This is a genomic window from bacterium (assembly GCA_030697645.1).
Classification (GTDB): domain Bacteria; phylum Patescibacteriota; class Minisyncoccia; order Phycocordibacterales; family VMGT01; genus JAUYPI01.
On the sequence record JAUYPI010000006.1, the window covers coordinates 75,794 to 102,105 of the forward strand.

The window sequence follows — 26,312 nt, forward strand, 5'->3', positions numbered from 1 at the left end:
AAGTGCGCTTAGCGGAAGTTCAAAGAACCAATTGAATAAATCTCTATTATCGGGGCAGTAATGAAAGTTGATATGGGAATTGGCCTATTGAGTTTTCCTTCGCGCGCTAATTTTTTAGCGCGCGACCAATCCGTTGGCTTCCGAAAACTTGCAAAATTTCTCTTGGTGGAGCCAAGGTGAATCGAACCCCTCTACCCGAGAGACAGCCACGGGCTCCTCACCTTAATGTCAAGTAACATTATCCACAGGCAGACCGAGATCATTCCTGCAGTAATGCCCGTGTCGCTCGCTGACCTTGAGACAAGAGCGTCACGGGTGGTCGGGCTTGTTCACGCTGTTCAGATTGACGTGATGGACGGGTACGGTTTCGTCGTTCAAATATTTTGAACCCTTTAAAAAACGTGGTAGGTTATAGCAAGTAGCACACTCGTTACGTTCTTTGTCTTCGAATCCTGTAACCGTAAGGAGTACAGAATGGATCGGAAGTTTAAGCTCGGCTCAAACGAAGTTTTGCGCGAGCACGTACGTACTCTCCTTACGGAGAAGGGCGAGATGCGTATTGGAAGTCTCGTGGGGGGTGTCATGTCGCGAGAAGGCCACCCGATGCCCTACGAAGGGCAGCCGCGTCTCCTGCATATCATCGCTGGGATGGTTGAGAAAGGAGAAATAGCGGAGCGCTACGTCTCTAGCGAAACAAGGGGAAACAATGGGGATGAGTTTAGGCGCAGGCAACACTTGGTTCGCCTCGGCAATACCGAGATAACGGCGATCGAGCCGGCGGCGGAAACGCCCTCATCCAGTGTCGGGAAAGAAAAGAAGCAAGAGTATATCCTCCGCGCGGCTCTCGCGCGGGAAGAAATGCTCGACCCGCCTGCCGGAAAAAATCGAATCCTCACCGAGGCGATTCGGCTTGCGGGCTTGAGCATCACTCCGGGCGGCGCGTGGTACCGAGCGTTCGACGGCCTTGTTTCCGCAGGCGTATTTCACCGAGAGGCAGATAAAGAAAACGCGGATGTGGTTCGTTATTCTCTCACTGACGCTGGCCGCATAGAAGCGCGGCGTAGTGCTCCCGCGCGAGGGATCGGGCGTGGCGGTGCAGAGTCGTGTCCACCGCTCTCCCTTCCCACAACCGAAACGCCGTCGGTGTCTCCATCGGAAGTACCGACGTCAACACCGAGAGCGGCACCCGAGCAGGCCGTGACGTATCTGTCTCGTCGCGCCGAGGAGCCAGTCGCGGTCTCCGAGCTCACGGCGCTCCTCAGCCGCGTATTCGTATTTGCCGATCACCTAGGGAGCATCAGTACTGCTCTGCTTCGCGAGCACGATGAACTTCGCGCTCTTGGCGCGCATGTTAGAGAGGGTCTCAGCGCTCTCGAGGAGAAAGTGAGCGGCTGTGTCCACGCACTTGAGCGCATTGAGAAGGTCGAGGAGGCGACGGGGAGGCGCGCGACGGACGACGCGAATGCACTCGCGACTCAGCTCGACGAGCTCCGCATGAGCTTCAGTGCCGCGCGGGATACGCATCCTCGCGATCTCGAGCTCGCCCGTGTGGTGCGCGAGTTCAAAGAAGAACTTTCTCGCCGCAGCGAGATGTTTGCGAACCTCGACGCAATGCACGCACGGCTTCAAGCGTGGGTTCTGGACGGGGACGCGCCTCACGCCACGTAACTCGCCCCCATAGTACTCCACGCTTTACAATGAGGAGAGCACCATGTCTGACTTCGATATCGTGATCGAAGGGGGACAGGTCGCTGTCCCCCAATCAACCAAATCGTCCTGCGCCGAGAGTACCGCTTTGAACGCGGGCAACCCCCTCGAGCGTTTACTGCAACGATCAGAGATACGCTCTCTTATAGCGCGTATACTCCGCGGCGAGCCGGTGACGAGCGTCGAAAAGCGCGCGGCGCTCTCCGAGGGGCAGTGCGAGGATGCGCAAGCGCGCGTGGCGCTCGCTGATCTTATCTTTATCGCTCTGCGGGGCCCCGACCGACGTCCTGATACGGATCACTCCATCCGAGAGCAGCAACCCGAGCAAGTGGCGAAGCCCTTGGCAGCGCAACCTCGACGTGGTCGTGGACGGCCGCGAGCGGAGCCACTGTTGTCTTTTGATGAGGCAGTGCGTGCCCTACCGCTCTTGACCCGTCGCGAGGCACAGGTTTTCAAACTTCGCTATGGCATTGGTGGTAAGGGCCAGAAGTCTGTCTCAGAGACTGCGTCCTACTTGGGGGTTTCGACCGCGAATGTATATACAACCGAGCGCAGCGCTTATGTGAGGCTCAAACGCTCCTCTGTCGTGCCGCAACCGGGACAACAAAGCGGTACAGAATCGGCGGATCAACGCACGCCACACACGATAGAAAGGACGTTGCCAAAGAAGCCAGAACAGAACCGCGAGCGGCATTTTCCCAGGTCCGAAAGGCGGCGTGGCCCGAGGCCAAAGGCAGACAAGCCCGTCGATGATGCACTGCGTGAGTTTGAGCAGGAGCGGCTGCGTGCGCTCGTCCTTGAAGACGCTCGCGAAATGCATGGCGAGCGCGAGAGCGCGGCGAGAGCTTTGTTCACCGAAGCCCCGGAAGCCCGGTACGAGCCGGAGGCGTGGATTGGCACGATCAGCGCGTACTTTGCTGCCGCAGTGCGCCGTCCTCTTTTGTCGGCAGAGGAGACGTTGCAACTTTTCAAGAAGATTGATGCCGAGCGCAGCGAGATCGAGGCGCTCCTCAGCGCTCACCCTGCCGGCGCTCTCTCGCTTGAGGCTGCTCGACGGGAGCGCCCACCGTGGCACAACCTCGTTCGCTGGATGACGCTAAGGGAGAGAGAGAATGAACCGCACACGTCTGAGGAGAAGGACAGAGACGCTCGAGATCGAGAGTTGCTCGATATGTCGGAGACGACCACTGAAGATGAGGAGACAGACGATCCAGAAGTTGCTCCAGGTCGGGTGCTCTCGCGCGCACTCGAGATACTCGAGGGACGACTTCTGAAGGATGGGTCTACGCTCGCATGCGCGGCGCTCTCCGTGCTTCTTTCTGAAGCTACGCCACGCCTCTCTCGGCTCATGGCGCTTGAGACAGAAGCCTTCGAGCACAACATGCGTCTGGTCACCTCGATTGCCTCACGGTTTCAGGGATTAGGGCTTGAGTACCTTGATCTTGTACAGGAGGGTAATATCGGCCTCATGCGGGCGATTGAGAAGTACGACTGGCGGCGAGGAATCCACCTCTCGACGTACGCAGTGTGGTGGATTCGACAGGCGATTTTCCGAGCGGTTTGGGACAAGGGCAGCACGATCAGAATTCCGGTGCATATACGCGAGGCGACAATGAAACTACGTGCGGCTCATGCGCGCATCATGGCGCGGTCGGCAGGCGGTCGCGAACCTACGGACGAGGATCTTGCGCTCGAGCTCGATTGGGAGGTTAGCGAGGTATCCAAGGTGCGCGATACTCTCCGGCTAGACTCTACGCGCTCGCTCGATCAGCCGGTTTCGAGCCATTCGTCCGGATCCGACTCGGATGGGACGGCGCTCCTCGCGTTCATTCCTGATGCGAATGCGTCTGATGCCGGAGACCCTGTTACTGACATCGAGCGTCGAGAGGACGTAGCGCAGCTCCTTAAGACGCTCTCGCCGAGAGAGGAGAGGGTGCTGCGCCTGCATTATGGTATTGTCGAGGAGAAACCGCAGACACTCGAGCAGATTGGACGGGTTTTTGGCGTCTCGCGCGAGCGGATCCGGCAGATTGAGGTGAAAGCGTTTTCTAAATTACGACGGCGCATGCAGGCGCTCGACATCTCCTCGGAAGAGGAAATGGGAGAGAAGTTGCAATCGTTCTTTTCTCATCCGCGCGAGGACTCGCGCGAAGCACAGAGGAGAGCGTGAAGCCCCGCGACCACATGTCGCGGGGCTTAATTTTTTATAGGACTTACGCGTTTGGCGCATTTCTTTGTTGCCTTCGTCGCTCAAACCTGTCGCTCGTAGCTTCAAGTACGTCTCGCGTTTTCGCTCCTCGGCGTCTCGATACTCTGCTCAAACGCGTAAGTCCTATGTTCAATGAAGTCTGTTAAAAATGGCTCTTCGGCTGTAAGATAGATATATGCCTGCAACTCATAGTGGCGTTGAAATTATTCCCGCCATCATGCCGGACTCGCTCGCGGACCTCCTCGAGAAGGCAGGGCGCGCTGCGGGAATCGTGCCGTTTGTACAAATTGACGTGATGGACGGCAGGTTTGTGCCGAGCGTTGATTGGCCGTACACTGGCGAGAGCGCACAAAAAGAATTTGAAGAACTCGTGCGGGGCAGTAAGACCTTGCCATTCGCCGAAAAGCTCAACTACGAAGTTGACCTCATGGTCGCGGAGCCGGAGCGCTCTGTTGCGGATTGGGTGCGCGCGGGTGTGAAGCGCGTCATTGTGCATATTGAGAGCAGTACGTATATCACGGCCGCGCTGATCAGCGGTCGCGCCGCCGCAGAGGTGCGCGGTGGCGGAGTTGAATTCGCAATCGCGCTCAATACAACGACAGAGAACACCGTGCTCGGCCCTTACCTCGACCATATAGATTTCGTGCAGTTCATGGGGATTGAAAAAATCGGCTACCAAGGCCGAGCCTTTGACGAGCGCGTGCTGGGGAAAATCCGCGATTTACGAGAGAGGCGCTCGGGTGTTATCATAAGTGTTGACGGCGGCGTCAATTTCGACACCGCGCCGCGGCTCATTGAGTCGGGCGCGAATCGGCTCGTCTCCGGATCAGCCATTTTCGGAAGTGACGATATCCGAGCCGCAATTGAGAAACTACAAACTTCGGCAAAGTAAACCATGTCGGCACAATTATGAACAAGGAGCTAAAACAAGAATTTGCGCGGCTGCACATCCGTCTCGATGCCATCGAGATGGACGTTCGATCTGTTAAGTCAGACGTGTCAAACATTAAGTCCGACGTGTCTACTCTGAAGTCGGATGTATCTACACTCAAGTCCGATGTTGCTGGGTTGCAGTACAATACTGCGGTACAGTTTCGTGAAGTGCGAAATGATCTCGCGATGCTCATGAAGAACCTCGATCCGCTTGGCGATCCAAATGAAGCGGCGGATCTTTATGGTCGCGTCAAGTATCTCGAATTGAAGCTCGGCATAGAGAGTGGTAAATAAATCCATGCTGTCTTTGCTTTTTCTTATACTTATGGGTTTGACTGTTTGGTTTGGATTTCAAAAAAAGTTTGTTGCACTCGCCATAACCTCTACGCTGCTCGTTCTTCTAATCGGGTTTTGGATTTGGCTCGGAACTCAAGTGATAATCAATTAGAGAAGATGCCCCACCTCCACGAAGACAAAATAAAATTTCTAGAGAGTAAAGCGAATGAGATTCGCATTTCGCTCATTGAGTCACTTATCGCAGCTGGCTCTGGCCACACGGCAGGCCCCTTGGGCATGGCGGATATTTTCACCGCGTTTTATTTTCACATCCTTAATCACGATCCGAAAAATCCGCTCTGGGAAGAACGGGATAGACTCATCCTTTCAAATGGTCACATCACGCCGATCCGTTATGCTACCATGGCGCACGCGGGGTATTTTCCGATTGAGGATTTGAAAACATTGCGGAAATTCGGCTCGCCCCTTCAAGGGCACCCCGAGCGCGAGCGTTTGCCCGCGGTCGAGACCACGTCCGGGCCGCTCGGTTCCGGACTCGGCCAGGCGGCGGGGTACGCCTACGGCGCGCGCATGGACGGCAAGAAATTTCGCGTCTATTGCCTCATGTCCGACGGCGAGCAGCAGGCGGGGAATACCTGGGAGGCGGCGATGTTTGCGGGGAATAACAGGCTCGCGAACCTCACGGCGGTGATGGACAGAAACAATATACAAATAAACGGTCCCACAGAGGACATTATGCCCCTCGAGCCTTTGCGCGCGAAGTACGAGGCGTTCAACTGGCATGTGATCGAAGTCGGCGGTCACGATTTTGAGGAGTTCGTCGCGGCGGTCGAGGAAGCAAAAGCAGTACTTGAAAAACCGACGCTTATCCTCGCGCACGTGATCCCGGGCAAAGGCATCAAAGAGATCGAAGGCGACTACCGCTGGCACGGCTGTACCCCGGGAGGCGGGCCCGAGGACGTGTTTAAGAAAGCGGAGCAGGGGGCGAAGTTTTTGGAGGAACTGCGGGCGCTTGGAGAAATGATTAAAAACGCACACGTGTAGCTCAACGTTCCAAGTGAGAGATTTAAGGGTATGGAGCCGAAACTGATACGTGAAAAAGTCAAGCCGGACGAATTGGTAAGACTGATACGCGATGGACTTTACGATACGATGGCGAAACTTGCAGTAGATGTTGAGCGCGGGATTCTTGCAATAGGCGGCGAGTGGCATTCCGACGCAGAGGAAGTGTTGACCGCGGATGGTTCTCAAGCGAATAATGTGTGGGGCGTAAATTTTTATCCTTGGAAAGAGTCGCGGGAGCGCATTGTCTATACATCGCTCATTAACCTCAAGCCGCTCGTTCCGCATCGAAAGATGGAGATTACGGATCTGGGCATGCGAACGAAGATACATGATCTTGTCACGCGGTTATTGCTCTATGACGACGAAACCTTACCAGCCGAATAGCGAGAAGTGGCAGTCGTTTCCACGTGATGTCCAAATGCGGCATATCGCCGCAGAGCTCACGCGTGCAACGAGCGCCGGAGCGCGGGGGCAAGGAGAACTTGAGCAGGAATCGCTCGAGCGGTCGCTCATACTTGTGGACGCCTCGCTCGCGGACCCGCAATGGAATGATAAAAAAGCACTCTATCGGCTTCGCGATGCGCTTGCTGCACTGTACGCAAAACATCTCGATCCTGCATTGAGCCGCTATATTGCCGAGGTATTATTGACCACCACGTCTTAAAAACATGAACAACAAATCAGCGCCTATCTTCATCATGGTGGTCGTAGGTGTTCTTGCGATCGTCCTCCTGGGTGGAATGTATTTGTCGCGTTTTTTTTCAACGAGCAACACGGATCGTAGCGGTGCAAAAACTGCCTGCACCCAAGAAGCAAAACTCTGCCCCGACGGCACCGCCGTCGGCCGCACCGGTCCGAACTGCGAGTTTGAGGCGTGCGCAACTTCGGACAACCAACTGCCAACGACCAATGAACCGAATACGTCAGAGTGGAAAACGTATCGGAATGAAGAGTATGGGTTTGAGATGAAGTACCCGCCAACATGCCGCGTTTATTTAAATGAGGTATTCGCGAAGCCGCCTACGCCGACGTGTTTTTCCATTTTTGTGAGAGGGGAGAATAGCTTTAATCTTGAAGAGTTTCTCGAAAGTGCTAAACAAGACAATTCACTTACGGCGTTCAAAATCGGCGGTGAGGCCGCTTACCGTATTCAAGGAACCATAAAGAAAATGGATACTATAGTGGTCAAATATAATGGTTTTGTGTACACTTTTCCGGATGCCGACTTCTTATTACGGGAGGGTATTTTATCCACCGTTAAATTCACCAACTGATCGTCTCCATGATTCTTGATTCATAATTCTTACTTCATCCGTCATGTTCCTCAACCCATACGCAAAACTCATCCAAAACCCGTTTGATCTCGCCTCGCTCGAGAAAAAGCCGACACGGGACGGCTTCGGAAAGGGTACGTGTTGACATACAATTGTATAAGTATACAATAGTATATATGGCTACCATAGACTATATCACAACCAATATTCGTCTGCCGAAGGAAGATTTAAAAGTATTGAAACAGGAGGCGTTCGCGAAAGAGCAAAGTGTGGGCGCGCTTCTTCGGTCTTTGGTTCGCGAACATTTTACGGGGCGTGCGGGGGTGCACACCAAACGCGCGCGTCGTTCCGTATGGGATCTTCCGAAGCGCGCACAGAAAACCGGTGCGCGAAATCTCGCATCCAACGTTGACCGCATCGTGTATGGAATATAACCGAAAAATATTGGTTGACGCGAACGTGTTTATTGCCCTTTTGAACAAAGATGACGCACTGCATCTCCGGGCAGTCGCTCTTTGGGCCGACATGAAGCAAGAAAATCGCGAGCTCGTTACCTTGAATGTTGTCGCGTCTGAGGCGCTGACCGTTTTGAGCCAGCGAGGAAGCAAGGCGCTCGCGCTTGAATTGGCCGAGACGCTGTACGGTGATGGTAAAAATGATATAGAAATGGTATATGCCGACCGCATGCTCGAAGAGAGAGCGCTCGAGCGATTTCGGAGCATTCGCAGTAAAAATTTTAGTTTTGTTGACACTATCATTTTGGCGGCATTAGAGCGGTACGCCATACCGGCGCTCGCCTCGTTTGATCGCATCCTTGAGAGGTATGCGAGCGCCGGTACCTTACGGCAGGTGTAATCGAGCCCTGAATCTTTGGCACGCCTAGAAATCTCCATGGTATGCACAAGCGCACCACAATTGTTTCTCTGGCACTCATCATTGCCGCCGCGGGCGGGTATGTGCTGTATGCTTCAATCATTGGAGACGTGACGCAGGACAGTGGAAGTACGCAGGCGTGCACTGAGGAAGCAAAACTCTGCCCGGATGGCAGCACCGTAGGCCGCACCGGGCCGAACTGCGAGTTTGCGGCCTGTCCCAGTCCGGAAATTATTTTTGGTAAGAAAGCCGAGGAATTATGCGGGCCGCAGCCACCGGCAGAGTGTGGGCCAGGAACAGCGCTCGGATGTTACACGAAAAGCAAAAAGTGGTCTTGTTACCCAGAAATGACTGGGTTTGATACCTCGGACTGGAAAACCTACCGGAGTGAGGAGTATGGGTTTGAAGTGCGTTACCCACAACAATGGTACAAACACGAAGCGGAGCTATTTCTTTTTTTAACTCCGACGAGCCCTGAGGTTATTACCGAATCACCTGGGATTAACTTTGTTCTGAAGCCGCTCGAAGGGCGAACAATCCAGCAGTCAGAGGATACGATAAATTTTGATCGCGAGTGCCAGCCAACAATTTTTGGAGGAAGAGGTGCGACCAAATGTCATCCGGTTATTTCTTTTGCTGGAGAAAGCTTTACATTTATTCGAATGTCAGACGGCCAGTATCTTTCAATCGGTGATTATTTAACGAGCGATCTTTCTGGCCTCATTCTCTCCACCTTCAAGTTCACCAAATGAGCGCCTCCATGATTCTTGATTCATAATTCTTACTTCATCCGTCATGTCCCTCAACCCCCAAGCAAAACTCGTCCCCAACCCTTTCGACATCGCCTCGCTCGAAAAGAAGCCCACACGGGATGGGTTCGGGAAAGGCCTTGTTGAGGCCGGAGAGATAGAAATACATGATAAAATACGATTATGCATACGATAAACCAAAAAATTAAAGAGATTACGGACACAATCGTTAAAGAGTACCAACCGGAGAAAATTATTCTCTTTGGCTCGTATGCATGGGGCGAGCCGCATGAGTGGAGTGATGTTGACTTGCTTGTGGTAAAAGAAAGTACAAAGACGCAGCTCGAACGACGACGCGAATTGCGGCGCTTGCTTTTAGACGCAGACATGCCGCTTGATATTTTAGTGCACACAAAAAAGGAATTAGAGGACAACATCAACGAGAAACGCAATCTTTTTTTAGAAGACATAGTCCGTAATGGCCTTACACTTTACTCTGCTACGCAGGGCGAGATTGAGCTTACCCATACGCCCGCAACGCTTATTACATGAATGACAAAACGACACAATACGCTGGCGAGTGGTTTGAGAGAGGAGACGACGATCTCCAGGTTATGGAAGTGCTCCTGAGGAACGAGAGTATCCCCAATGTTGTTTGTTTTCATGCGGAACAGGCGGCAGAAAAATACCTGAAAGGATTCCTGGCGCATCGTGAGCGACACGCCCGCAGGGTGCACGACTTGTCCTCACTATTGCGGGTATGCTGCGAGGTGGATGCGTCATTCAAAGCGCTACAACATGACGTAGAATTTCTTGGCGATTTGTACTTTTCGTCACGTTACCCGGACAATTACACCGTGTATCAAAAGAAGGACGCCGAGGAAGCACAGGCAGCTGCGATGCGTGTCAGGGCATTCGTCCTGGGGCGAGTAAAAGGAAACAGCGCAGATGGTGAGCCCGGCTTTGGCACCGTCGGTCTCATTGTTGGCGTTGTCGCGCTCGCGGTGTTCGTTGCTCTCGGCGCGGTCGTTTTGCGCAGCCGAGAGGGAGCGGAGGACGGCGTTGCCGCCTGCACCGAAGAAGCAAAACTCTGCCCCGACGGCACCACCGCCCTCCGCACCGGGCCGAACTGCGAGTTTGCGGAGTGTCCGCTGGTCTCCACACAAGAGGCCGGACATTTAAATGTTCAGACCGACCCCGAAATGGTTATGAGGGAGGTCGCACGACTGTTGCTTACTGCTGATAGTATTGATGCTGTGTTACCGTATTTTGACGATGGTTCTCAGTCGGTGCTCAAGCGGCGTTTTTCAGAGACAGCCCTCATGCGCTCGTTGGGTACGACTTATCAATCGGCAAAGCTTGTGGAACGAACCGATACTATTGCTACATTTGGAGTAACGGTTGCAGCGCAAGACACGGTTTATCACGGCACGATAGTACTTTATAAGTTTGAGGATGGTAGCTGGAGGATAACTTCGCCTTGAATTGTATGATTTACAGAGACGCGCATCTCGTCGAAAACCCTTTCGACCTCACCGCGCTCGAGAAAAAGCCGACGCGCGATGGGTTTGGAAAAGGCCTCGTTGAGGCTGGGGAGAAAGACCCCCGCGTGGTGGTGCTGTGCGCTGACCTTGCGGATTCCACGCGCGCGCAGTGGTTTCGGGATAAGTTTCCGGATCGCTACATCGAGCTTGGAGTTGCGGAGCAGAACATGGCGACGGTTGCAAGCGGGCTTGCGAACTACGGGAAGATTCCCTTCATGGCCTCATACGCGGCATTCAATCCGGGGCGCAACAATGAGCAAATCAGGACGACGATCGCGCTCAATAATGTGCCGGTGAAAATCGTGGGCTCGCATGGCGGTATCAGCGTCGCGCAGGACGGTGCCACGCACCAGGCGCTCGAAGATGTGGGACTTATGCGTATGCAGCCGAACATGGTGGTCATTGTGCCAGTGGATGCCGAAGAGGCGCGGAAGGCAACGTATGCTGCGGCGTTCAACGGGGCTCCGACATATCTCCGCTACACGCGTGACAACCGGCCGGTGTTCACCACCGCCGACTCTCCGTTTGAGATAGGGAGGGCGAATTTGCTCTGGGACGGTAATCCCGAGGGAGACCTCGACGTCGCTGTCATCGGCTGCTCCCCGGTCCTGCACAATGCGCTCATGGCGGTTAAAGAGCTCGCCGAAGAGCGCGGACTTAAGATTGCGGTGCTGAATTGCCACACAATAAAACCGCTCGACCGCGATGCGATTGTCGGCATTGCAAAGCGAGCCGGAGCCGTTGTCACCGCCGAGGAACACCAAATCGCTGGCGGCATGGGCTCGGCAATCGCAGAACTACTTGTCCAAGAACATCCAGTACCGATTGAATTCGTCGGCGTCCACGATCGCTTCGGCCAGTCAGGAACCGTCGAGGAACTTTTCAAGGAATACGGCCTCGATGCGTCGCACATCAAGGAGGCGATCGTGCGGGTGCATGGACGAAAACAAGCCCTTAACTAATTACTAATCAATATCTAAACGATCTGAATTATGGGGCTAGAATTATGAATCATGGGGGTTTTGAATGGTGAAAATTCAAACAAGTATACGCGACCATAATTCATGATTCCTACTTCTTAATTCACCGTGACCAATCGTGCAAAAAATCATCGTTGCCTCAAAAAATCCGGTGAAGATACATGCGGCGGAGGATGGATTTCGGCTCATGTTTCCCGAGGGAGCATTTGAGATCGAGGGCGTCACGGTACCTTCCGGCGTCCCTGACCAACCGATGTCGGACGCGGAAACTTTTGCGGGCGCATGGAACCGCGCCACGGGTGCGAGCGGGGTGGCGGCAGACGCGCATTTTTATGTCGGCATCGAGGGCGGGATTGAGGAGCGAGACGGCGAACTTGCTGCTCTCGCGTGGGTGGTTGTGCGCTCAAGCGACGGCAGGTTCGGGAAGGGAAGGAGTGGGACATTCTTTCTACCGGAGCGTCTTGCGGTGCTTGTACGCGCTGGCCGCGAGCTCGGCGATGCGAGCGACGAAGTCTTTAACGAGAAGAATTCTAAACAAGGCCTCGGCACCGTGGGGTTCCTCTCTGGCGGTGTTATGGATCGGACACAATATTATGTGAGTGCTGTCACCCTCGCGCTATTTCCGTTCCGGAACGCGCATTTGTATTCAAACCGCATAGCTACCGCATTTCTGCGGTCGCAAAAATGACGTGGAAGGGTTTGCAGTAGATGATGACGGAGTCGTATCGGCTTATATCCGTGCCCGCAGGGACGGGATAGTTTTGGTTCCCGCGGTTGCCTTTGAGTGCAGCGAGCTCGATGCTCTGCGCTGGGTCGCTGCCGCGCGCAAGAAGCACGCGTAAATCCGGCCCGTTCGTGACAGAGAAGTTTTCAAGGCGAAGAACTGACGAACCGTCGGCAAGCCGGTAGAGCGTTGCGCCTCCTGACGCCTGGTGGAAGCTGTCACGGCCGGTGAAGGTTCCGGAGCCGAGGGCGGTAGGCCCTGCAGGTTCTTGAGGTACCTCTGTAGAGTTACCGCTCATACCACTCTCGTCGCCCATCATTCCCTCATTGTTCATCATGGGCATCGGCTCACTCATCATACTGTCCGGCATCGTGGCCGCGGCGTCCATGATGTCTTCACGCATCATCTCGAGCTGCTCCGGCGGCATACCCTCCATGAGCGAGGGATCATGCGCGAGCATGTCAGCAGTCGGGAACGCTTCGTTAATCTCACGATTCAGGAAGAGCGGCGAGCCAAGATACCAGGCTGCGACACCGAGAGCAATGACGGTCATGGCGTAAATATATTTTTTCATATTTTATCACCACGCTTGCGGGGGCGACGCTTGTGCTCAATACTATAGTAATACGGTATGGTCCGCAACGAACAGAAAAACGAATCGAAACTTGATGCGGGTATATTCGACGATGCCAAACGCTCTCTTACTCCCGAACAATACGCCGTGACACAGCAAAAGACGACCGAACGGCCGTTCGAGAACAAGTATTGGGACAATAAAGCGCACGGGAAGTATCGGTGCGTGGTTTGCGGTGCGCCACTTTTTTCTTCAGAGGAAAAGTTTGACTCCGGCACGGGCTGGCCGAGTTTTACGGCACCGACATCCGAGAGTGCGCTCGCCATGGCTGAAGATACGACGCAAGCCAGCGAACGCACCGAGGCGCTCTGCGCGCGCTGTGGTGCGCACTTAGGGCACGTCTTTGACGACGGGCCGCGCGAGCGCGGCGGCAAGCGCTACTGTATCAATTCGGCGTCGCTCGATTTTACGCCGCAGAACGCAAGCGAGGTAGCTCCCAGAGTTCGAGACCCCATTGCGAACGATATTTCGGACGCGCTCACGGCGAACACAACACCAGAACACGCGCCGACCGAGACCGCCACATTTGCGGCTGGTTGTTTTTGGGGTGTGGAGGCTGGGTTCCGAGAACTGGCAGGCGTCGTTACTGTTACAGTGGGATATTCAGGCGGGCAGACAAAAAACCCCTCGTACGCCGAGGTCTGCGGCGGCACGACGGGCCACGCTGAGGCAGTGAGTGTCGAGTACGACTCACGGAAGATTTCGTACGACGAGCTGCTTGCGGCGTTTTGGGCGATGCACGATCCGACCGAGCGCAATCGCCAAGGGCCGGACGTCGGCAGTCAGTACCGCTCGATCATTTTTTATCATACACAGGAACAGGAGCGTTCTGCCCGCGCCTCAAAAGAGGCGTTCGAGAGGGAGGGGAAGTACGGAGCGAAGACGATCGTGACCGAGATCATCCCCGCGACACCGTTCTACCGAGCAGAGGAGTACCACCAGCAGTATTTTGCAAAACAGCGGTAACTGATTTTGTACTAAAAACTCTTGCTTTTTTTAAATAGATATGGTATCCTTTTGTTGGATAGTTGGATAGTTGGATAGTTGGATAGGCGGGGTAAACCGCCGCACATTGACTTTCGAGAGAGGAGTGAGGTCATGGCAGAAGATCAAGAACCGCGGATGAAGGCGTTAGCGCGGCTTAATGAGATGGAGCTTTCTCCAACAAACCCTCATGTGCGTGCTGCCGCAAAGCGACTCCGTTTTAAACCTGAAACCCTCGTTAAGCGGACAGAGGAGGCGTTCCCGTCAAAATTTGAACAGCGAGTTTATGTCATCATAAGCCGCATATGGAAGCGAGCCGCGCACCCGGAAACCATCTCCGCATGTTTCCGCTATTTTAATAGCGGACAAGATCTCTACCCAGCCGATTTCGGTGCGAAGGGTAAAGGCAACAGGGTGCTTGAGAATACTGCGCAGACTCTCTTACTAATGAGCCGAGGGTTTGTCAGTAAGGACGTGGCAATGCGCTTTGTGGAGCGGTTTGGGGATCGGGCAGAAGAAGTGTACAACCTGATCGGGGATAATCTCCAGACCCTTATGCGCAAGCTTGGTATGCGCACCTTTTCATCGCAAGCGATGATGGGGATTCTCTACGCAGTTGCGTATTCAGACAGTGAACACCCGGAAGTGCTAGATCTCGATATTGTCACCGTTGACGATGTTGAAATGGTTCTTGGCCATTTTACGGAATGGCCTGATGATAACCAGAAAGACATCGTAGCCCTGGGGCGCGTAGAAGAAGACGCATATGAAGAAAGGGGTGATGAATAATGGACTGGGGGAGTGAAATCCTGGATGAATTGGAGGGCAAGAAGAAAATACCGGCGAATGTCCTTGCATTGATCAGGCCGTCAGTCGCACTTCTGGACCTTGGCCTCCCGGTGGATGTTCTCTATGAACATACACGGTGGAGCATCCGAGATCTATTGAGACGGGTGCATCCTGACCAACGACAAGGCGAGATGGTTGCAGGGTTGAAGACACTTTCTGACGCCTTTGATTTTATCAAAGACCAGGAAGTGTTTGCTGACGCATTGACTAAGGCGCGAGATGACCGTTCGTATGAGCGTCTTGGAGAACGTTCACTTCGGGCACGAATTCAGAGCTTACAGGATGATATTGCAAATCTGCGCGCGCGGCTTCATCATCAAGAACAGGCCCATCCGGAAGATATAGCGCAGTTAAAAGTGCAACATCAAGCTGACCTGCGTGCGCTCAGAGAGGCGCAGGAAAGACGTGAAGCGTTCTTTCAGGCACAGGAATCTAAAATCCGGTTCGGCGAATGGTTTCAGAGTTACCTTGCGGGGCGGATGATGGGCTTTGCTTCAAAGAGTGGAAGTGTCAGGCCGATCACCGGACATATGCAGATCATCGTCGCCTCGTTCGCTTTTTCTTTTTCCGCTCCTCCTGACGAGAAACGAAAATCCGAAATGTACGCGAGGTACACCGAAGCGGTGGAGAAATTAGCGCGTGGCAGAAAAGTACTGCCCAAAGAGAAATCCGATCCTCTGCGCGATTTCATCGCAAGCCACAACCTTGCTGCGGTCCCGGCCATCGAGTTGTTCGAGCGAGCGAAATCCTCCGGACTCAATGCGCCAGAGATCAGATGGAGTTTCCGACATGCACGGCGCGAACTGGATCTGACTCGCATGGGAGGTGCAGATCCAGGAGGGGTTGTACAAGAAACATCGCTGGAAGGATGGACGAGCGCGTTAGAAAACAGATACCAAGAGGCTCTCGAATACCTTGCTCGCGGGTTGAGTGTGCTGTACATAGATCGAGCTGCTGTTATGCCCCAGAGGATTACTATTGATCATCAAGTATTCGAAGGGGATGCGGTAAGTAAGGCCCGACTGTATCTACTTGGCACCGTGGATCCTGCAATAGCGTTTGAACACCATTATATTCCACCCGCGGAATATACATCTCCTCGCCTGCAGCTCACCGACGCGATTGTTCCGCACGTTGAGCCGTTTCTATGCCCTGGACGGGGGATCGTTGGACTTTCTGGCGCTCAACCGTTTACCTTGACACCGATATATCCCAATACCGAATGGGAACAACTCATGGAACGAAAGGAGACGATGACGAAAAGTAAAAGTACTTTATTTTTTTCTCACATCGTTCTTGGTGTGGAATAGTTACTCTATATCACCCCAATGCTCACTGTTTGTGCGCATTGGGGTGATTTTTATAGTCGTCATTTGGGGTCTGATCCTCACCCTTCGGTAGCATTTTTTATGGTCTATAACGTGAGTTTTGTGTTGCCGTAAAGATGCGGTAGGATATATGAATGGAACATCGAATGTCATACACAATCCGCGGGTTTTTTGATTTTGTGCGCGAGCAGGGCGTGGTCGGCTTTGCGGTCGGCTTCATGGTCGGCGGAGCGGCAACACGGCTTGTCGGTTCGCTCGTCGGGGACGTCATTAATCCGCTTCTCGGCCTTGCGCTTGGTGCCGCTGGCGATTTAAGTGAGGAGTCGCTTAGAGTAGGATCCGCTGTGGTGAAATGGGGGAACCTCGTCAAAACGGCCATCGACTTCATTATCGTTGCGGCCGTCGTCTATGTTGGGGTGCGGATGCTGGGACTCGACAAGGTTGATAAGAAGAAGCAATGACGTATTGAACACGGGCACAAAAAACACGCCACGCAAAACTGTCACGCGGCGGGTTTGATGTTGTACGGAAATAGTAGACGCTATACCGGAGATACCTGTTGTTCAATCATGCGGTGACAGTCAGCGACTGAAATCAGGGGCTCTCCCGGATGCTTTTCGTCCATATGCGCCTTGATGCCGGCCTCATTCATCATGCTCTTAAATTTCGCGACTGCCTCGTCTCTGGTCGCGGCTTCTACGGTCATCGTATCGCCGCACGGGCATGTCATTTTATATGAAGTCATAATTTTTTCTGTATATTGCTAAACTCTCGACCAGTATACATGGTAGCACGGTATAGATTTTCTTACGATGCTGTGGCCGTGCGGGTGTTTCTTTTTTCTGCTACAATGAGGCTGTTTTTGCGGCCGTAGCTTAGCCTGGAAAAGCGCTGCCCTGTCACGGCAGAGATCGAGGGTTCAAATCCCTTCGGCCGCGCAAAGCTAAAAAGACCCTTGTTTAGCGGTCCTTTTTAGTTGCCCGAATCTGAGTAAAGTATTTTCCAATCAAGATAGGGCCCTGAAATAGAACAGTCGATCCGTGAGGCGTCAAATCTGGTGCGAACTTGTCATCCGAGAGTAACGGGTGTGTGCTATACTCTCCCTGATGCCGAGCGTCGCGCTTTATAGAAAATATCGTCCAACGAGTTTCGCCGAGGTTGCGGGTCAGCCGCAGGTGACGAGGGCGCTTGAGGGTGCTCTTAAGGGTGGCTCGATTGCGCACGCCTATCTCTTTGCTGGTTCGCGGGGCACGGGCAAGACCTCGGTTGCGCGCATTTTTGCGCGCGCGGCAGGCGTCGGCGAGAGCGATCTTTACGAAATAGACGCGGCGTCAAACCGCGGCATTGACGATGTGCGCGCGCTCCGCGAGCAGGTACATACGCTACCCTTCGGCTCGCCGTACAAATGCTACATTATCGACGAATGTCATAGCCTGACAAAGGACGCGTATAACGCGCTCCTCAAAACCCTCGAGGAGCCGCCGCCGCACGCGCTCTTCATCCTCGCAACGACCGAACTCGAGAAAGTGCCGGAGACCGTTGTCTCGCGCTGCGAGCTCCACCGATTCCGCAAACCCGCGCTCCGCGAGCTCGGCGAGTGTGCGCTCTCGGTCGCGGAGGCGGAGGGCTACACGCTTGAGCCGCAGGCTGCGGAGCTTGTTGCCCTCATCGGCGATGGGTCGTTTCGTGACACGCTCGGAGCGCTTCAGAAAGTGTTGAGCGCGGGCGGCGCTGATGCACTGGCCGACAAAAAAATAAAACGCTCGCTCATCTCTGCTGATGCCGCCGCGACAATACTCGGCGCACCATCCGCCGCACTCATCCGCGATTTTGTCGGTGCACTTGCGGAGCGCAATCTCCCCGCTGCGCTCGCCCTCGTGGGCACTGCGGCAGGGCAGGGAGGAGACCTTCGGCTTTTCGCCGAACTTTTACTGAGGCGATTGCGTTTTATCCTCCTGCTCCGCTACGCGCCGGACATGGCGGATTTTATTCGCGGCGAGCTCTCGGACGAAGACTTTGCGACGGCAAGAGAACTTGCACGCCGCTCCGATACCCCCATCAACTCCGCCACGCTCGCCGTCTTTCTCGCCGCCGCTGCGGAGATCCCCCGCGCTGCAATCCCCGAACTCCCCCTCGAGCTTGCACTGGTAGATTCACTCGATCCCTCAAATGATAAGATTGTATATGCGATGGTTGAAGGAGGCACTCTGCATTCCAAAAAGAGATATCGTATGTGAAATTTATATTCACGAAACAGCTGATTGTGTGAGGGTGATCAATTTTTGGGCGGATATAATTTCTTTCAACAAAGAAGATTTTACAAGAATTTATTTCAAAAAACATAAGATAGCAACTGTCCGTAAAAACACCGGACAGTCTTACAATGGATCATTGAGAGTGCGTATCAGAAGAAGTTCTCGTCTTAATCGAAAGGTGTCTGGATGGATAGGCGGATTAGCAAATAATTGCGGGGTCGTCTAATGGCAGGACACGGGACTTTGGATCCCGTTATGAAGGTCCGAATCCTTCCCCCGCAGCCAGCGTGGAGACAAGGCGGTGAGAGCCGCTTTTTGGCTTGCCGTTGAGCCATCGGGGTCTTTTCTCTTCAAAAAATTGACGCCCACCTTCCTTTGACCTATACTCCTCAAAGCACCATGCAAGGTCGATGCGCATATAGGCGCTTAATTTTAACAAATATATCTTAATCTTATGAAAAAAATAACAAAAATACTTTGGATTAAAGTTGGAGTGTTGTCTCTTTTGGCCGTTTTTTCTCTGTTTCTCTTGAATACTGCACGGGTTATCTTTGCGCAGGGAACGCCAAAAACGGAAATCTGCAATGGCATAGACGACAACGGCGACGGAGTTATAGATGAGGGTGTCAATTGCGATCACTATTTAAGTTATCTCGTAAATAAACCCATCAATCCGGTGAACATTGTTCTGGACGATCAGTTCATTAACCCTACGGATTTCGTGGTTTTCTCAATTGAAAGATTGCTGAATCCGGTTAGGAAAATTCATCAGGGGCTATTGTTTGATCCCAAAAGACCGGATCTTCATTATGTGGCGTACGGAATTCAAAGCCCCGCCCCATTTGCGCCGCGTTCCGTATTCATAGAAAATCAGTTTGAACGACGGACAATCTCGGCGCTGAAGCCCCGCTATCTGCTGACGCCTGCCGGTAAGAGAAAGATCGGTATTCCTATTGATACCGTATTGTCCACAGCGCCAGACTCTCTGGTAGGTAGGCTAGTGGCGGCAATCGTTCCGTCTATCCCCAAGAATGCCGACCACTATCTCTGCTATGACGTAGAACCCTACACTCTTACCGATGGCGTATTGCTCGGGGATCAATTCCAAAAAAATACGTTTGAACTGATCCGTGCGCGCTATCTCTGTAACCCCGTAGAAAAGACCCATGACGGAAGGATCAATGAAATTATTGACGAAAGGAATCACTTGATGTGCTACGAGGTCATCCCGCATAATTCTCTAAATCGCCCGGTTCTCACCAATGACCAATTCGGAGTCAAGGCACTCAAGGCCGTGCGAACAGAAGAAGTCTGTGTTCCAACAGTTAAAACACACCTGCCTATAGATGTCTGTGTCCGACCAGATGTTGATGGAACGGCGGTGCTTTTAGATTCTGACACACTATATCAAAACACTGGCGGGCAACTGACGATTGTACCGCTCTCGCCGGTGGGGACAGGACTTACGGCAGACGTTATGCTCCAGAGCGGCCCCGATACGGTTATTACGCGCGGTGGCAGTCCGGAATTAGGAGAAACATATCTTTTCGAAACCGAGATGCTGCAGTTGTCACTCTCGGGAGGCGGCCGTGTCTTGCATATGCCTGTAGGCGGGAAGATTACGACTAGCCCACGAGAGCCGGGAGAGCCGGTGCAATCGTTTGATACGGATATGTTCGAGCTGCAGGGGCAGTTGCCTCCTGGGGATCCTGATTTTGATTTACTTCGCATTACCGCCGGAAGTGGTTATGGCTTACCAAGTCCCGGTCACACCATGCTAACTGCACAGCCGGACGGGAGTTGGGCCGTGGACAGTTTCTTCGACATCACCTACCGCATCGACTTTGTCGGAGCGCCGGGGGGGCCTCTCGCAGGCCAGAGCGGATCAAACGTCGGCACGCTTCGATTACAGAATCAGAATACTTGTACGCTTGTACGCCCCGAATAAACCCGCGATGCGTTGACAGAATTATCAGAACGACCAAACGCCTCCCCGTGCGATATCGGGGAGGTGTTTGGGGGGTTTCTGTGCAACAATTTTTGCTAGAATCAGTTCAATTGTCGCTATGAGCAAAGATGTCGGGCGACCCCCGCCGTGCGAAAGCTCCAAGCTTCAAAAAACAAGCTCCAGTTCATGTAAATTCCAAGCTCCAACCAACAATTTCAAAACAAACTTCAAATTCCAATGCATCAAATCTCAAACACGTACGTCGTGTTTGGAAATTGGATTTTGAATATTGAGATTTGTTTGGAAATTGTTGGTTGGAAATTGGAGCTTCGTCGTGGTGTGACATTGGGTGTGTGTCTCCGTCGGCAATTTCGTTATTCAAAGTCTGTAAGTATGTACACTGCGCGAGAAGTACACATTGTGGTAGGAATTGACGAAGCAGGGCGAGGACCACTCGCCGGGCCTTTGGCTCTCGGGGCTGTCGCCCTCGGTAATATTCAACACTCGGTGTTGAACAAGTTATCCACAGGTTTGGGGCCTCTGCGCGATTCAAAACGGCTTACCGCAGAGCAGCGAGAGCAGTGGTTTGCCGCCCTCGTGAGTGTGCAGAAGAGAGGCGAACTTCGCTTTGTGGTAACTTTCGTCCGTGCATCGGTGATTGACGCGCGGGGTATCAGCGCCGCGGCGCGGCTCGCCGTGGCGCGCGTACTCCGAAAACTCACGCTGGTGCCTCGGCTCTCGAGTGTGCTTCTCGACGGACTGCTCATCGCGCCGAAGCGCTTCAGAGAGCAGCGCACGATCATCCGCGGCGATGAGACAGAGCCGCTTATTTCGCTTGCATCAATTGTCGCGAAGGTGCTGCGGGATCGCCACATGGTGCGTATGGCCCGTCGCTTTCCGAACTACGGCTTCGAGCGCCACAAAGGCTACGGCACGAGTGCCCATTATGCCGCGCTCGAGCGGTACGGGCCCTGCGCGATCCACCGCAGAAGCTTTTTGCGCGGTGTGATTTGAATCTCTACGTTCCAGTGCTGCTGTCAAGCCACAGCCGAGAGAGTTGTCATGGCCTCGCGGCATGATACAATGTGCATACGCATTTCCGCTCGGCAATTCTGCAATTTGAAATCCGAAGTGAGCAGTTGAAATTGTGTAAACCATGTTTGAAAACAACGCCATCTTTTGGGTCGAAGTTGACAAGATCAGGCCGAACCCGTACCAGCCGCGCCGCGAGTTTGACGACGCGCGGCTACGCGACCTTGCGGACTCCATTCGCCAGTACGGGGTGCTGCAGCCGATCGTGGTCTCGCGCATCGAGGTGCCGAAAGAGGACGGCGGGCTTGCGGTCGAGTACGAACTCATCGCCGGAGAGCGGCGGGTGCGGGCCTCGAAGCTCGCTGGCATTGCGCAGATACCAGTCATCATTCGTGGCGGGCCTGAGAATGACCGCACGAAGCTCGAGCTTGCAATAATCGAGAATCTCCAGCGGGAGGACTTGAGCCCCATCGATCGTGCCCGCGCATTCGCGCGGCTTGCGGGCGAGTTCGGTTTTTCTCACAGCGAGATCGGACGCAGGATAGGGAAGAGCCGCGTGTCGGTGACAAACACGATCAGGATCTTGGGCTTGCCCGAGGAGATACTCGCTGCGCTTGCCGAGAAGAAAATAACCGAGGGACACACGCGGCCGCTCCTCATGCTCACAACGAGGGCCGAGGAGCAGCTGACGCTCTTTCGCGAGATTGTGTTGCGACAGATGCCCGTGCGCGAGGCCGAGGGCATCGCGCGACGTATCGCCGTCGAGCGAGCGCGGAAGAGGATAAATGACGACCCGGATATTCTCGCGCTCGAGCGCTCGCTCTCGGAGCGCTTCGGCACGCGCGTACAGATTGAGCGGCGTGGGGATGTCGGCGGCAAAGTGGTCATTGACTATTTCTCGCCGGACGACCTCAACAATATTGTTGCTCTGCTTCAGGCGCGCCAGAGTGCCGCCGCAGCGCTCGAGGCGCTTGAGCGACCTGTCGCTTCGGCGGAGGACATGGGATTAGAAGCTACTGGCGACGCTGAGACGCTCGTTGTTCCCGAAATACCTCGTGGTGAAGATGTGCCGACTCCCGCGCCACAACCTCTCGAAGAGCAAGACGACGCCGACCTCTACACAGTCAAAAATTTTACGATTTGACAAATTTATAAGCTCGTGTACGCTTTTATAAGCGTTTGTTCTGTATTGTGAGGGATATCGAGATATTTCAAGAAATTTTTGACAAGTCACAGCCAAAATCAGCAAATTTCAGGCCGGAATGAAGATAGTGGATAGGCTCTAACACCATAAGTCATTCAGTGAGGTAGCATACGCGTCCGTACGCTATATCTTTGCGTAATACGCTTTGGAGCATATACTTGAAGCATGCAACCGGACGTCGAGGACAGTTATTTGGTGAAAACGGTCGGTTTTGAAGGACCGCTCGACCTCCTGCTTACTTTAATCGAGGATCGAAAACTTTCGATCAGCGAGGTTGCCTTGGCTTCCGTGGCGGATGCATACACGGCACATGTACGGGCCCTAGAGCGTGTACCGGTGGGCGAGACCGCGCAGTTCGTGCTCACCGCTGCAACACTCCTCCTCATAAAGTCGCGCTCGCTCTTGCCGACGCTCGATTTCACGAGCGAGGAAGAAGGCGACATTCGCGATCTCGAAGAGCGGCTGCGGCGGCTCGCTGTCCTGCGCGAGTCGGCGCGAGAGCTCGCTCGTTTGGCGGCAGGTCCGGCGCTCTATGCGCGTCGTGCTCGCGTTGAGCCGATTCCGATTTTTGCGCCCGGAAGTCGGCTCACCATGGCGGTTATTGTCGAGACTGTCCAGGGCATCGTGAGTTCGGTGTCGTCCGAGGCGTCTCGTATCCCGGAGACTCTTGTACGCCGGACGGTACACCTAGAAGAAGTGGTGCGCACGCTCGCCGAGCGGATCGAGCGTGCGTTTGCAGTGAGTTTTTCCGACATCAGAGCGGCATCACGGGACCGGCTTGATCTTATAGTAAGCTTCCTCGCGTTGCTTGAACTCGTGAGGCGCGGCGGGGTAGCTGCCGCGCAGGAAGCGCCGTTTGCGGACATTACCATTGAAGGCGATCACGTGGGCGTGCCAAGGTACGACTAACGAATTTCAAATTTTCAAGTGACCAATTTCCAACAGGGCGTCACGATCTTGCTTGTTACCTACGCCCTGCGTGTGCTTGCTATCGCCTTTATATTCTCCTTGCCATCGTTGCCGCAAAGTACGGCTGGCGGTTCGCGTGCGGTTTTGGAAGGCATAACTGACCTGCCGCACTTTTAAGAGTCAAGGCAGGTTTACCGAGCGAGCGGTCTGTGCTTTTTTATCTAGCGTACACACGCCCTCTCTTGCGGGAGAGGGCGTGTGTTGCTTGCTGCACTGCCGCATGTTGCGTGTTGTCCGTTGCTACCCCTTGTCCTCGAGGATGTTGTCCACGTCGAGCCTGAACGTGGCGCTTTTTTCTCCCGCGCGCACGGTGTAGGTGCCAGCCGGGAGCGCGAAGACGTCGAGCACAGCCGTTTCCTCAAACGGGGTGAGTACCTGTGCACAGAACGCCCCCGCGGGCCGCATGGTGCGGACGTCGAGCATAAATGTTTTGCCTGCGCGCGATTGATTTACCGAGGCGACTCGCGTACAGGCGTCCGAGAGCGAGCCCGTTACCCGCGCGTGCACCTGAACAGGGAACGACTCGAGCACTTTAAGTTCGAGCGATTCGATATACGCACGGCCACCTACTTCTGTATTCGTATTCGGCCTCTCCGGCGCCTCGGCGCTCTTGCCGCGGAAGAAAAAAAACCCGCCGACGAATATAAGGATGATGCCGCCTATCGCAAGCCCCATTTTCATACTTTTTAGTATACCGCCTTTTCCCGCGTGCGCAATCCCTGTATGTATTGCGGAACGGTCAGTCGCAATAGCGAAACCCACCTCCTCAAAGACGGGGAGGTGGGCGTAGGAAGTTTGCACCCGGCTCTCTCTCAAGATTGAGCCCGTTTGAGAGTAATTTCGCCGGTAAGGCCATGGGGCGGAGTTAAGAGGAGGACGCCCTCTATAGAAAAAGTGCTGTCATTGGCGTATGGCGCATAAGCGAGGCGCCACTTATCAGACGGTTGCGTGGCAGTGATAGCGATGATGCGACCAAGGTGTCCACCACACGGGCTTCCGTCTGGAATGATAAGGGTGGCATCGTCTTCGGCCAGAACGATCTTTCCATGCGTATCGCGATGACCGCGTATTTTAGCCACGCCGATACTCTGAACTCCACTGATCGTGCCACTGATAACGTGGTGCTCCCACCCTGCCTCCACTTTTGAGTCATGAGTAAAATTGAATCCCCAACCCACCAATTCTTGCGACGTTTCCACTTTTGCGCCCGCATTCTCGAGCAGGTCAAACATCCATTGATTTGCCGACCTAGAATTTTCCACGAGCGTGCCCTTCCTGTGTTTCTTTGCCGTTTCGATTGTGACTCCGGCTGAAATTCTATAGCCTTAAGGCGACAAAGTCAAATTGCCCTTCTCGCCGTTGGTTACGTGAGTGAGTTGTAGGGAAGATTGCTTGGCATTGGAATATCCGGCCGGAAGGTTTTTTGTTACGATGCACGTATGCACTTCATTGTCGACTTTCATACGCACTCGCACTACTCGCGGGCGACGTCGCCCGAGATGAATGTCTCGGGGCTCACGCGCTGGGCGCAGCTGAAGGGCACGACGCTGATCGGCACCGGCGACTTCACACATCCGCTCTGGTTTGCCGAGATGCGCGAGACGCTTGAGCCGGCAGAGAGCGGGCTTTTCAAGCTCTCCAGCGCAGAGGAGCGCGAAATCGCGCGTGAGGTGCCCGAGCGCTGCCGCGCCGCAATGCGCTTTCTCCTCACCGTCGAGGTGAGTACGATCTATAAGCGCGCCGGGCGTGTGCGCAAGGTCCACAGTCTGATTCTCGCGCCGTCGTTTAAGGTCGCAGCGAAGGTTAATGACACACTGCGGCGCATTGGCAACATTTCATCGGACGGCAGGCCGATCCTCGGTCTCGATACCGAGGAGCTCCTTAAAATCGTGCTTGATGCGTCCGAGGAGTGCATGCTGATCCCTGCCCACGCATGGACGCCGCACTTTGCCGTGTTCGGATCGGCGTCGGGCTTTGATTCCCTTGAGGAGGCGTTTGGCGAGAGCGCGAAATATATCCATGCGATTGAGACGGGGCTCAGCTCTGACCCCGCGATGAACTGGCGGCTCTCCGCGCTCGACAGGCTTGCGCTCGTTTCAAACTCCGACGCGCATTCGCCGCGCAAGCTCGGTCGCGAGGCGAATGTTTTTAATACCAACCTTTCCTATGCCGCGATCACCGGGGCGCTCAAGCGCAATGACCCAGAGGCTTTCGAGAGCACGATCGAGTTTTATCCGGAGGAGGGGAAGTACCACCTCGACGGTCACAGGCTTTGCAAGACGCGCCTCAAGCCCGAGGAAACCCGCGCGCGAGGCGGGCTTTGTCCCGCGTGTGGAAAGCCCGTAACTGTCGGCGTTATGCATCGCGTTGCTTCACTTGCAGATCGTGGGCCAGGCGCGCGAGTGGCCGGCGGGCGGCCATTCCGGAGCATCGTGCCGCTTCCCGAGATCATCGCCGAGGCGCTCGAAGTCGGGCCGCAGAGCAAGCGCGTGGACGAGCGATACTTTGCGCTCCTTGCTGCGCTCGGAAACGAATTTTATATTCTCCTCGATGCGCCGATTGAGGATATCGCGCGCGCTTCGACCTCGCTCATCGCGGAGGCAGTCCGCCGCATGAGGGCGGGTGAGGTACATATCGCCCCAGGCTACGATGGGGAGTACGGAACCGTCAAAATTTTCGACGATGGAGAACGTATAGCGCTCGCCACGAGAGCGGCGAGCGCGCAGACGAAGCTGTTTTGACGAGGAGTTTGCC

The 26,312-nt window shown here is 54.3% G+C and carries 31 protein-coding genes and 2 tRNA genes; 29 read left to right on the forward strand and 4 right to left on the reverse strand.

Annotated elements, in window-relative coordinates; all coding sequences use genetic code 11:
- The first annotated feature begins 225 nt into the window (after positions 1-225).
- The 17 genes from Q8R39_01640 to yjjX all read left to right on the forward strand — a co-directional run bounded on the left by Q8R39_01640 (position 226) and on the right by yjjX (position 12,319).
- The gene (locus Q8R39_01640; protein ID MDP3735112.1) at positions 226-387 is read left to right on the forward strand and encodes a hypothetical protein; all 162 of its coding nucleotides are present in this window, start codon (positions 226-228) and stop codon (positions 385-387) included.
- Positions 388-474: 87 nt separating this feature from the next.
- Positions 475-1,668, forward strand: a complete 1,194-nt coding sequence (locus Q8R39_01645; protein ID MDP3735113.1) for a hypothetical protein — start codon at positions 475-477, stop codon at positions 1,666-1,668.
- 43 nt (positions 1,669-1,711) lie between these two features.
- On the forward strand, positions 1,712-3,877 hold the full coding sequence (locus Q8R39_01650) for a sigma-70 family RNA polymerase sigma factor (GenBank protein MDP3735114.1): 2,166 nt from the start codon (positions 1,712-1,714) through the stop codon (positions 3,875-3,877).
- Positions 3,878-4,091: 214 nt separating this feature from the next.
- The gene (locus tag Q8R39_01655; GenBank protein ID MDP3735115.1) at positions 4,092-4,808 is read left to right on the forward strand and encodes a hypothetical protein; all 717 of its coding nucleotides are present in this window, start codon (positions 4,092-4,094) and stop codon (positions 4,806-4,808) included.
- A gap of 17 nt (positions 4,809-4,825) precedes the next feature.
- Positions 4,826-5,143: a hypothetical protein gene (locus tag Q8R39_01660; protein ID MDP3735116.1), complete on the forward strand. Its 318-nt coding sequence runs from the start codon at positions 4,826-4,828 to the stop codon at positions 5,141-5,143.
- Between the two features lie 159 nt (positions 5,144-5,302).
- Positions 5,303-6,190, forward strand: a complete 888-nt coding sequence (locus Q8R39_01665; protein ID MDP3735117.1) for a transketolase — start codon at positions 5,303-5,305, stop codon at positions 6,188-6,190.
- Positions 6,191-6,220: 30 nt separating this feature from the next.
- Positions 6,221-6,595 carry a DUF5674 family protein gene (locus Q8R39_01670; GenBank protein ID MDP3735118.1) on the forward strand — a complete coding sequence of 125 codons (375 nt, stop codon included), beginning with the start codon at positions 6,221-6,223 and terminating at the stop codon, positions 6,593-6,595.
- Positions 6,567-6,875, forward strand: coding sequence for a hypothetical protein (locus Q8R39_01675; GenBank protein ID MDP3735119.1), 309 nt, complete (start codon positions 6,567-6,569; stop codon positions 6,873-6,875). Before Q8R39_01670 ends, Q8R39_01675 begins: the two co-directional genes overlap by 29 nt.
- A gap of 4 nt (positions 6,876-6,879) precedes the next feature.
- The gene (locus Q8R39_01680; GenBank protein MDP3735120.1) at positions 6,880-7,485 is read left to right on the forward strand and encodes a hypothetical protein; all 606 of its coding nucleotides are present in this window, start codon (positions 6,880-6,882) and stop codon (positions 7,483-7,485) included.
- Between the two features lie 176 nt (positions 7,486-7,661).
- Positions 7,662-7,919 (forward strand): hypothetical protein, encoded by a 258-nt coding sequence (locus tag Q8R39_01685; GenBank protein ID MDP3735121.1) that lies wholly within the window; start codon positions 7,662-7,664, stop codon positions 7,917-7,919.
- Complete coding sequence (locus Q8R39_01690; protein MDP3735122.1) at positions 7,909-8,340, forward strand: PIN domain-containing protein; 432 nt, start codon at positions 7,909-7,911, stop codon at positions 8,338-8,340. The genes Q8R39_01685 and Q8R39_01690 overlap by 11 nt, the downstream gene beginning before the upstream one ends.
- A gap of 41 nt (positions 8,341-8,381) precedes the next feature.
- The gene (locus tag Q8R39_01695) at positions 8,382-9,110 is read left to right on the forward strand and encodes a hypothetical protein (protein MDP3735123.1); all 729 of its coding nucleotides are present in this window, start codon (positions 8,382-8,384) and stop codon (positions 9,108-9,110) included.
- Between the two features lie 43 nt (positions 9,111-9,153).
- Entirely contained in the window at positions 9,154-9,303 is a 150-nt protein-coding gene (locus Q8R39_01700) for a hypothetical protein (protein ID MDP3735124.1), read from the forward strand.
- On the forward strand, positions 9,291-9,659 hold the full coding sequence (locus Q8R39_01705; protein MDP3735125.1) for a nucleotidyltransferase domain-containing protein: 369 nt from the start codon (positions 9,291-9,293) through the stop codon (positions 9,657-9,659). The genes Q8R39_01700 and Q8R39_01705 overlap by 13 nt, the downstream gene beginning before the upstream one ends.
- Positions 9,656-10,591, forward strand: a complete 936-nt coding sequence (locus tag Q8R39_01710) for a HEPN domain-containing protein (protein MDP3735126.1) — start codon at positions 9,656-9,658, stop codon at positions 10,589-10,591. The genes Q8R39_01705 and Q8R39_01710 overlap by 4 nt, the downstream gene beginning before the upstream one ends.
- A gap of 5 nt (positions 10,592-10,596) precedes the next feature.
- A complete protein-coding gene (locus Q8R39_01715) occupies positions 10,597-11,613 on the forward strand; it encodes a transketolase C-terminal domain-containing protein (protein MDP3735127.1) in 1,017 nt (338 codons plus the stop codon).
- A gap of 136 nt (positions 11,614-11,749) precedes the next feature.
- Positions 11,750-12,319, forward strand: a complete 570-nt coding sequence (gene yjjX, locus Q8R39_01720; protein ID MDP3735128.1) for an inosine/xanthosine triphosphatase — start codon at positions 11,750-11,752, stop codon at positions 12,317-12,319.
- Here the strand turns inward: yjjX and Q8R39_01725 are convergent.
- Positions 12,291-12,929, reverse strand: a complete 639-nt coding sequence (locus Q8R39_01725) for a DM13 domain-containing protein (GenBank protein ID MDP3735129.1) — start codon at positions 12,927-12,929, stop codon at positions 12,291-12,293. The genes yjjX and Q8R39_01725 overlap by 29 nt on opposite strands.
- 57 nt (positions 12,930-12,986) lie before the next feature.
- Between Q8R39_01725 and Q8R39_01730 the strand changes: the two genes are divergently transcribed.
- The 4 genes from Q8R39_01730 (at position 12,987) to Q8R39_01745 (ending at position 16,611) form a co-directional block, all read left to right on the forward strand.
- A complete protein-coding gene (locus Q8R39_01730) occupies positions 12,987-13,955 on the forward strand; it encodes a bifunctional methionine sulfoxide reductase B/A protein (protein MDP3735130.1) in 969 nt (322 codons plus the stop codon).
- Between the two features lie 132 nt (positions 13,956-14,087).
- Complete coding sequence (locus Q8R39_01735; protein ID MDP3735131.1) at positions 14,088-14,762, forward strand: hypothetical protein; 675 nt, start codon at positions 14,088-14,090, stop codon at positions 14,760-14,762.
- Complete coding sequence (locus Q8R39_01740) at positions 14,762-16,132, forward strand: hypothetical protein (GenBank protein ID MDP3735132.1); 1,371 nt, start codon at positions 14,762-14,764, stop codon at positions 16,130-16,132. Before Q8R39_01735 ends, Q8R39_01740 begins: the two co-directional genes overlap by 1 nt.
- A gap of 152 nt (positions 16,133-16,284) precedes the next feature.
- Entirely contained in the window at positions 16,285-16,611 is a 327-nt protein-coding gene (locus Q8R39_01745; GenBank protein MDP3735133.1) for an MscL family protein, read from the forward strand.
- 80 nt (positions 16,612-16,691) lie between these two features.
- On the opposite strand, the gene Q8R39_01750 is transcribed toward Q8R39_01745, so the two are convergent.
- Positions 16,692-16,895 carry a hypothetical protein gene (locus Q8R39_01750; GenBank protein MDP3735134.1) on the reverse strand — a complete coding sequence of 68 codons (204 nt, stop codon included), beginning with the start codon at positions 16,893-16,895 and terminating at the stop codon, positions 16,692-16,694.
- A gap of 119 nt (positions 16,896-17,014) precedes the next feature.
- On the opposite strand from Q8R39_01750, the gene Q8R39_01755 reads away from it, so the two are divergent.
- The 7 genes from Q8R39_01755 to Q8R39_01785 all read left to right on the forward strand — a co-directional run bounded on the left by Q8R39_01755 (position 17,015) and on the right by Q8R39_01785 (position 23,498).
- Positions 17,015-17,088 (forward strand) — tRNA-Asp (locus Q8R39_01755).
- Between the two features lie 168 nt (positions 17,089-17,256).
- Entirely contained in the window at positions 17,257-18,387 is a 1,131-nt protein-coding gene (locus Q8R39_01760) for an AAA family ATPase (protein MDP3735135.1), read from the forward strand.
- 229 nt (positions 18,388-18,616) lie between these two features.
- Positions 18,617-18,690 (forward strand) — tRNA-Gln (locus Q8R39_01765).
- Positions 18,691-18,859: 169 nt separating this feature from the next.
- Entirely contained in the window at positions 18,860-20,353 is a 1,494-nt protein-coding gene (locus Q8R39_01770) for a hypothetical protein (GenBank protein MDP3735136.1), read from the forward strand.
- A 393-nt stretch (positions 20,354-20,746) separates the two neighbouring features.
- Positions 20,747-21,367: a ribonuclease HII gene (locus tag Q8R39_01775; GenBank protein ID MDP3735137.1), complete on the forward strand. Its 621-nt coding sequence runs from the start codon at positions 20,747-20,749 to the stop codon at positions 21,365-21,367.
- A gap of 142 nt (positions 21,368-21,509) precedes the next feature.
- Positions 21,510-22,529, forward strand: coding sequence for a ParB/RepB/Spo0J family partition protein (locus Q8R39_01780; protein MDP3735138.1), 1,020 nt, complete (start codon positions 21,510-21,512; stop codon positions 22,527-22,529).
- Positions 22,530-22,754: 225 nt separating this feature from the next.
- The gene (locus tag Q8R39_01785) at positions 22,755-23,498 is read left to right on the forward strand and encodes a ScpA family protein (protein MDP3735139.1); all 744 of its coding nucleotides are present in this window, start codon (positions 22,755-22,757) and stop codon (positions 23,496-23,498) included.
- Between the two features lie 300 nt (positions 23,499-23,798).
- Here Q8R39_01785 and Q8R39_01790 read toward each other — a convergent pair whose 3' ends face one another.
- Together Q8R39_01790 and Q8R39_01795 are read right to left on the reverse strand one after the other, a co-directional pair.
- Positions 23,799-24,239, reverse strand: coding sequence for a hypothetical protein (locus Q8R39_01790; protein MDP3735140.1), 441 nt, complete (start codon positions 24,237-24,239; stop codon positions 23,799-23,801).
- Between the two features lie 131 nt (positions 24,240-24,370).
- A complete protein-coding gene (locus tag Q8R39_01795) occupies positions 24,371-24,790 on the reverse strand; it encodes a hypothetical protein (GenBank protein ID MDP3735141.1) in 420 nt (139 codons plus the stop codon).
- Positions 24,791-24,997: 207 nt separating this feature from the next.
- Between Q8R39_01795 and Q8R39_01800 the strand changes: the two genes are divergently transcribed.
- Entirely contained in the window at positions 24,998-26,299 is a 1,302-nt protein-coding gene (locus Q8R39_01800) for an endonuclease Q family protein (GenBank protein MDP3735142.1), read from the forward strand.
- The last annotated feature ends 13 nt before the right edge of the window (positions 26,300-26,312 follow it).

What these genes read in the sequence shown, in the direction of transcription:
- Q8R39_01640 (MDP3735112.1), top strand. Translation starts at nt 226, where the DNA reads ATGTCAAGTAACATTATCCACAGGCAGACCGAGATCATTCCTGCAGTA.
- Q8R39_01645 (MDP3735113.1), top strand. Translation starts at nt 475, where the DNA reads ATGGATCGGAAGTTTAAGCTCGGCTCAAACGAAGTTTTGCGCGAGCAC.
- Q8R39_01650 (MDP3735114.1), top strand. Translation starts at nt 1,712, where the DNA reads ATGTCTGACTTCGATATCGTGATCGAAGGGGGACAGGTCGCTGTCCCC.
- Q8R39_01655 (MDP3735115.1), top strand. Translation starts at nt 4,092, where the DNA reads ATGCCTGCAACTCATAGTGGCGTTGAAATTATTCCCGCCATCATGCCG.
- Q8R39_01660 (MDP3735116.1), top strand. Translation starts at nt 4,826, where the DNA reads ATGAACAAGGAGCTAAAACAAGAATTTGCGCGGCTGCACATCCGTCTC.
- Q8R39_01665 (MDP3735117.1), top strand. Translation starts at nt 5,303, where the DNA reads ATGCCCCACCTCCACGAAGACAAAATAAAATTTCTAGAGAGTAAAGCG.
- Q8R39_01670 (MDP3735118.1), top strand. Translation starts at nt 6,221, where the DNA reads ATGGAGCCGAAACTGATACGTGAAAAAGTCAAGCCGGACGAATTGGTA.
- Q8R39_01675 (MDP3735119.1), top strand. Translation starts at nt 6,567, where the DNA reads ATGACGACGAAACCTTACCAGCCGAATAGCGAGAAGTGGCAGTCGTTT.
- Q8R39_01680 (MDP3735120.1), top strand. Translation starts at nt 6,880, where the DNA reads ATGAACAACAAATCAGCGCCTATCTTCATCATGGTGGTCGTAGGTGTT.
- Q8R39_01685 (MDP3735121.1), top strand. Translation starts at nt 7,662, where the DNA reads ATGGCTACCATAGACTATATCACAACCAATATTCGTCTGCCGAAGGAA.
- Q8R39_01690 (MDP3735122.1), top strand. Translation starts at nt 7,909, where the DNA reads ATGGAATATAACCGAAAAATATTGGTTGACGCGAACGTGTTTATTGCC.
- Q8R39_01695 (MDP3735123.1), top strand. Translation starts at nt 8,382, where the DNA reads ATGCACAAGCGCACCACAATTGTTTCTCTGGCACTCATCATTGCCGCC.
- Q8R39_01700 (MDP3735124.1), top strand. Translation starts at nt 9,154, where the DNA reads ATGTCCCTCAACCCCCAAGCAAAACTCGTCCCCAACCCTTTCGACATC.
- Q8R39_01705 (MDP3735125.1), top strand. Translation starts at nt 9,291, where the DNA reads ATGCATACGATAAACCAAAAAATTAAAGAGATTACGGACACAATCGTT.
- Q8R39_01710 (MDP3735126.1), top strand. Translation starts at nt 9,656, where the DNA reads ATGAATGACAAAACGACACAATACGCTGGCGAGTGGTTTGAGAGAGGA.
- Q8R39_01715 (MDP3735127.1), top strand. Translation starts at nt 10,597, where the DNA reads ATGATTTACAGAGACGCGCATCTCGTCGAAAACCCTTTCGACCTCACC.
- Q8R39_01725 (MDP3735129.1), bottom strand. Translation starts at nt 12,929, where the DNA reads ATGAAAAAATATATTTACGCCATGACCGTCATTGCTCTCGGTGTCGCA.
- Q8R39_01730 (MDP3735130.1), top strand. Translation starts at nt 12,987, where the DNA reads ATGGTCCGCAACGAACAGAAAAACGAATCGAAACTTGATGCGGGTATA.
- Q8R39_01735 (MDP3735131.1), top strand. Translation starts at nt 14,088, where the DNA reads ATGGCAGAAGATCAAGAACCGCGGATGAAGGCGTTAGCGCGGCTTAAT.
- Q8R39_01740 (MDP3735132.1), top strand. Translation starts at nt 14,762, where the DNA reads ATGGACTGGGGGAGTGAAATCCTGGATGAATTGGAGGGCAAGAAGAAA.
- Q8R39_01745 (MDP3735133.1), top strand. Translation starts at nt 16,285, where the DNA reads ATGGAACATCGAATGTCATACACAATCCGCGGGTTTTTTGATTTTGTG.
- Q8R39_01750 (MDP3735134.1), bottom strand. Translation starts at nt 16,895, where the DNA reads ATGACTTCATATAAAATGACATGCCCGTGCGGCGATACGATGACCGTA.
- Q8R39_01760 (MDP3735135.1), top strand. Translation starts at nt 17,257, where the DNA reads ATGCCGAGCGTCGCGCTTTATAGAAAATATCGTCCAACGAGTTTCGCC.
- Q8R39_01770 (MDP3735136.1), top strand. Translation starts at nt 18,860, where the DNA reads ATGAAAAAAATAACAAAAATACTTTGGATTAAAGTTGGAGTGTTGTCT.
- Q8R39_01775 (MDP3735137.1), top strand. Translation starts at nt 20,747, where the DNA reads ATGTACACTGCGCGAGAAGTACACATTGTGGTAGGAATTGACGAAGCA.
- Q8R39_01780 (MDP3735138.1), top strand. Translation starts at nt 21,510, where the DNA reads ATGTTTGAAAACAACGCCATCTTTTGGGTCGAAGTTGACAAGATCAGG.
- Q8R39_01785 (MDP3735139.1), top strand. Translation starts at nt 22,755, where the DNA reads ATGCAACCGGACGTCGAGGACAGTTATTTGGTGAAAACGGTCGGTTTT.
- Q8R39_01790 (MDP3735140.1), bottom strand. Translation starts at nt 24,239, where the DNA reads ATGAAAATGGGGCTTGCGATAGGCGGCATCATCCTTATATTCGTCGGC.
- Q8R39_01795 (MDP3735141.1), bottom strand. Translation starts at nt 24,790, where the DNA reads ATGTTTGACCTGCTCGAGAATGCGGGCGCAAAAGTGGAAACGTCGCAA.
- Q8R39_01800 (MDP3735142.1), top strand. Translation starts at nt 24,998, where the DNA reads ATGCACTTCATTGTCGACTTTCATACGCACTCGCACTACTCGCGGGCG.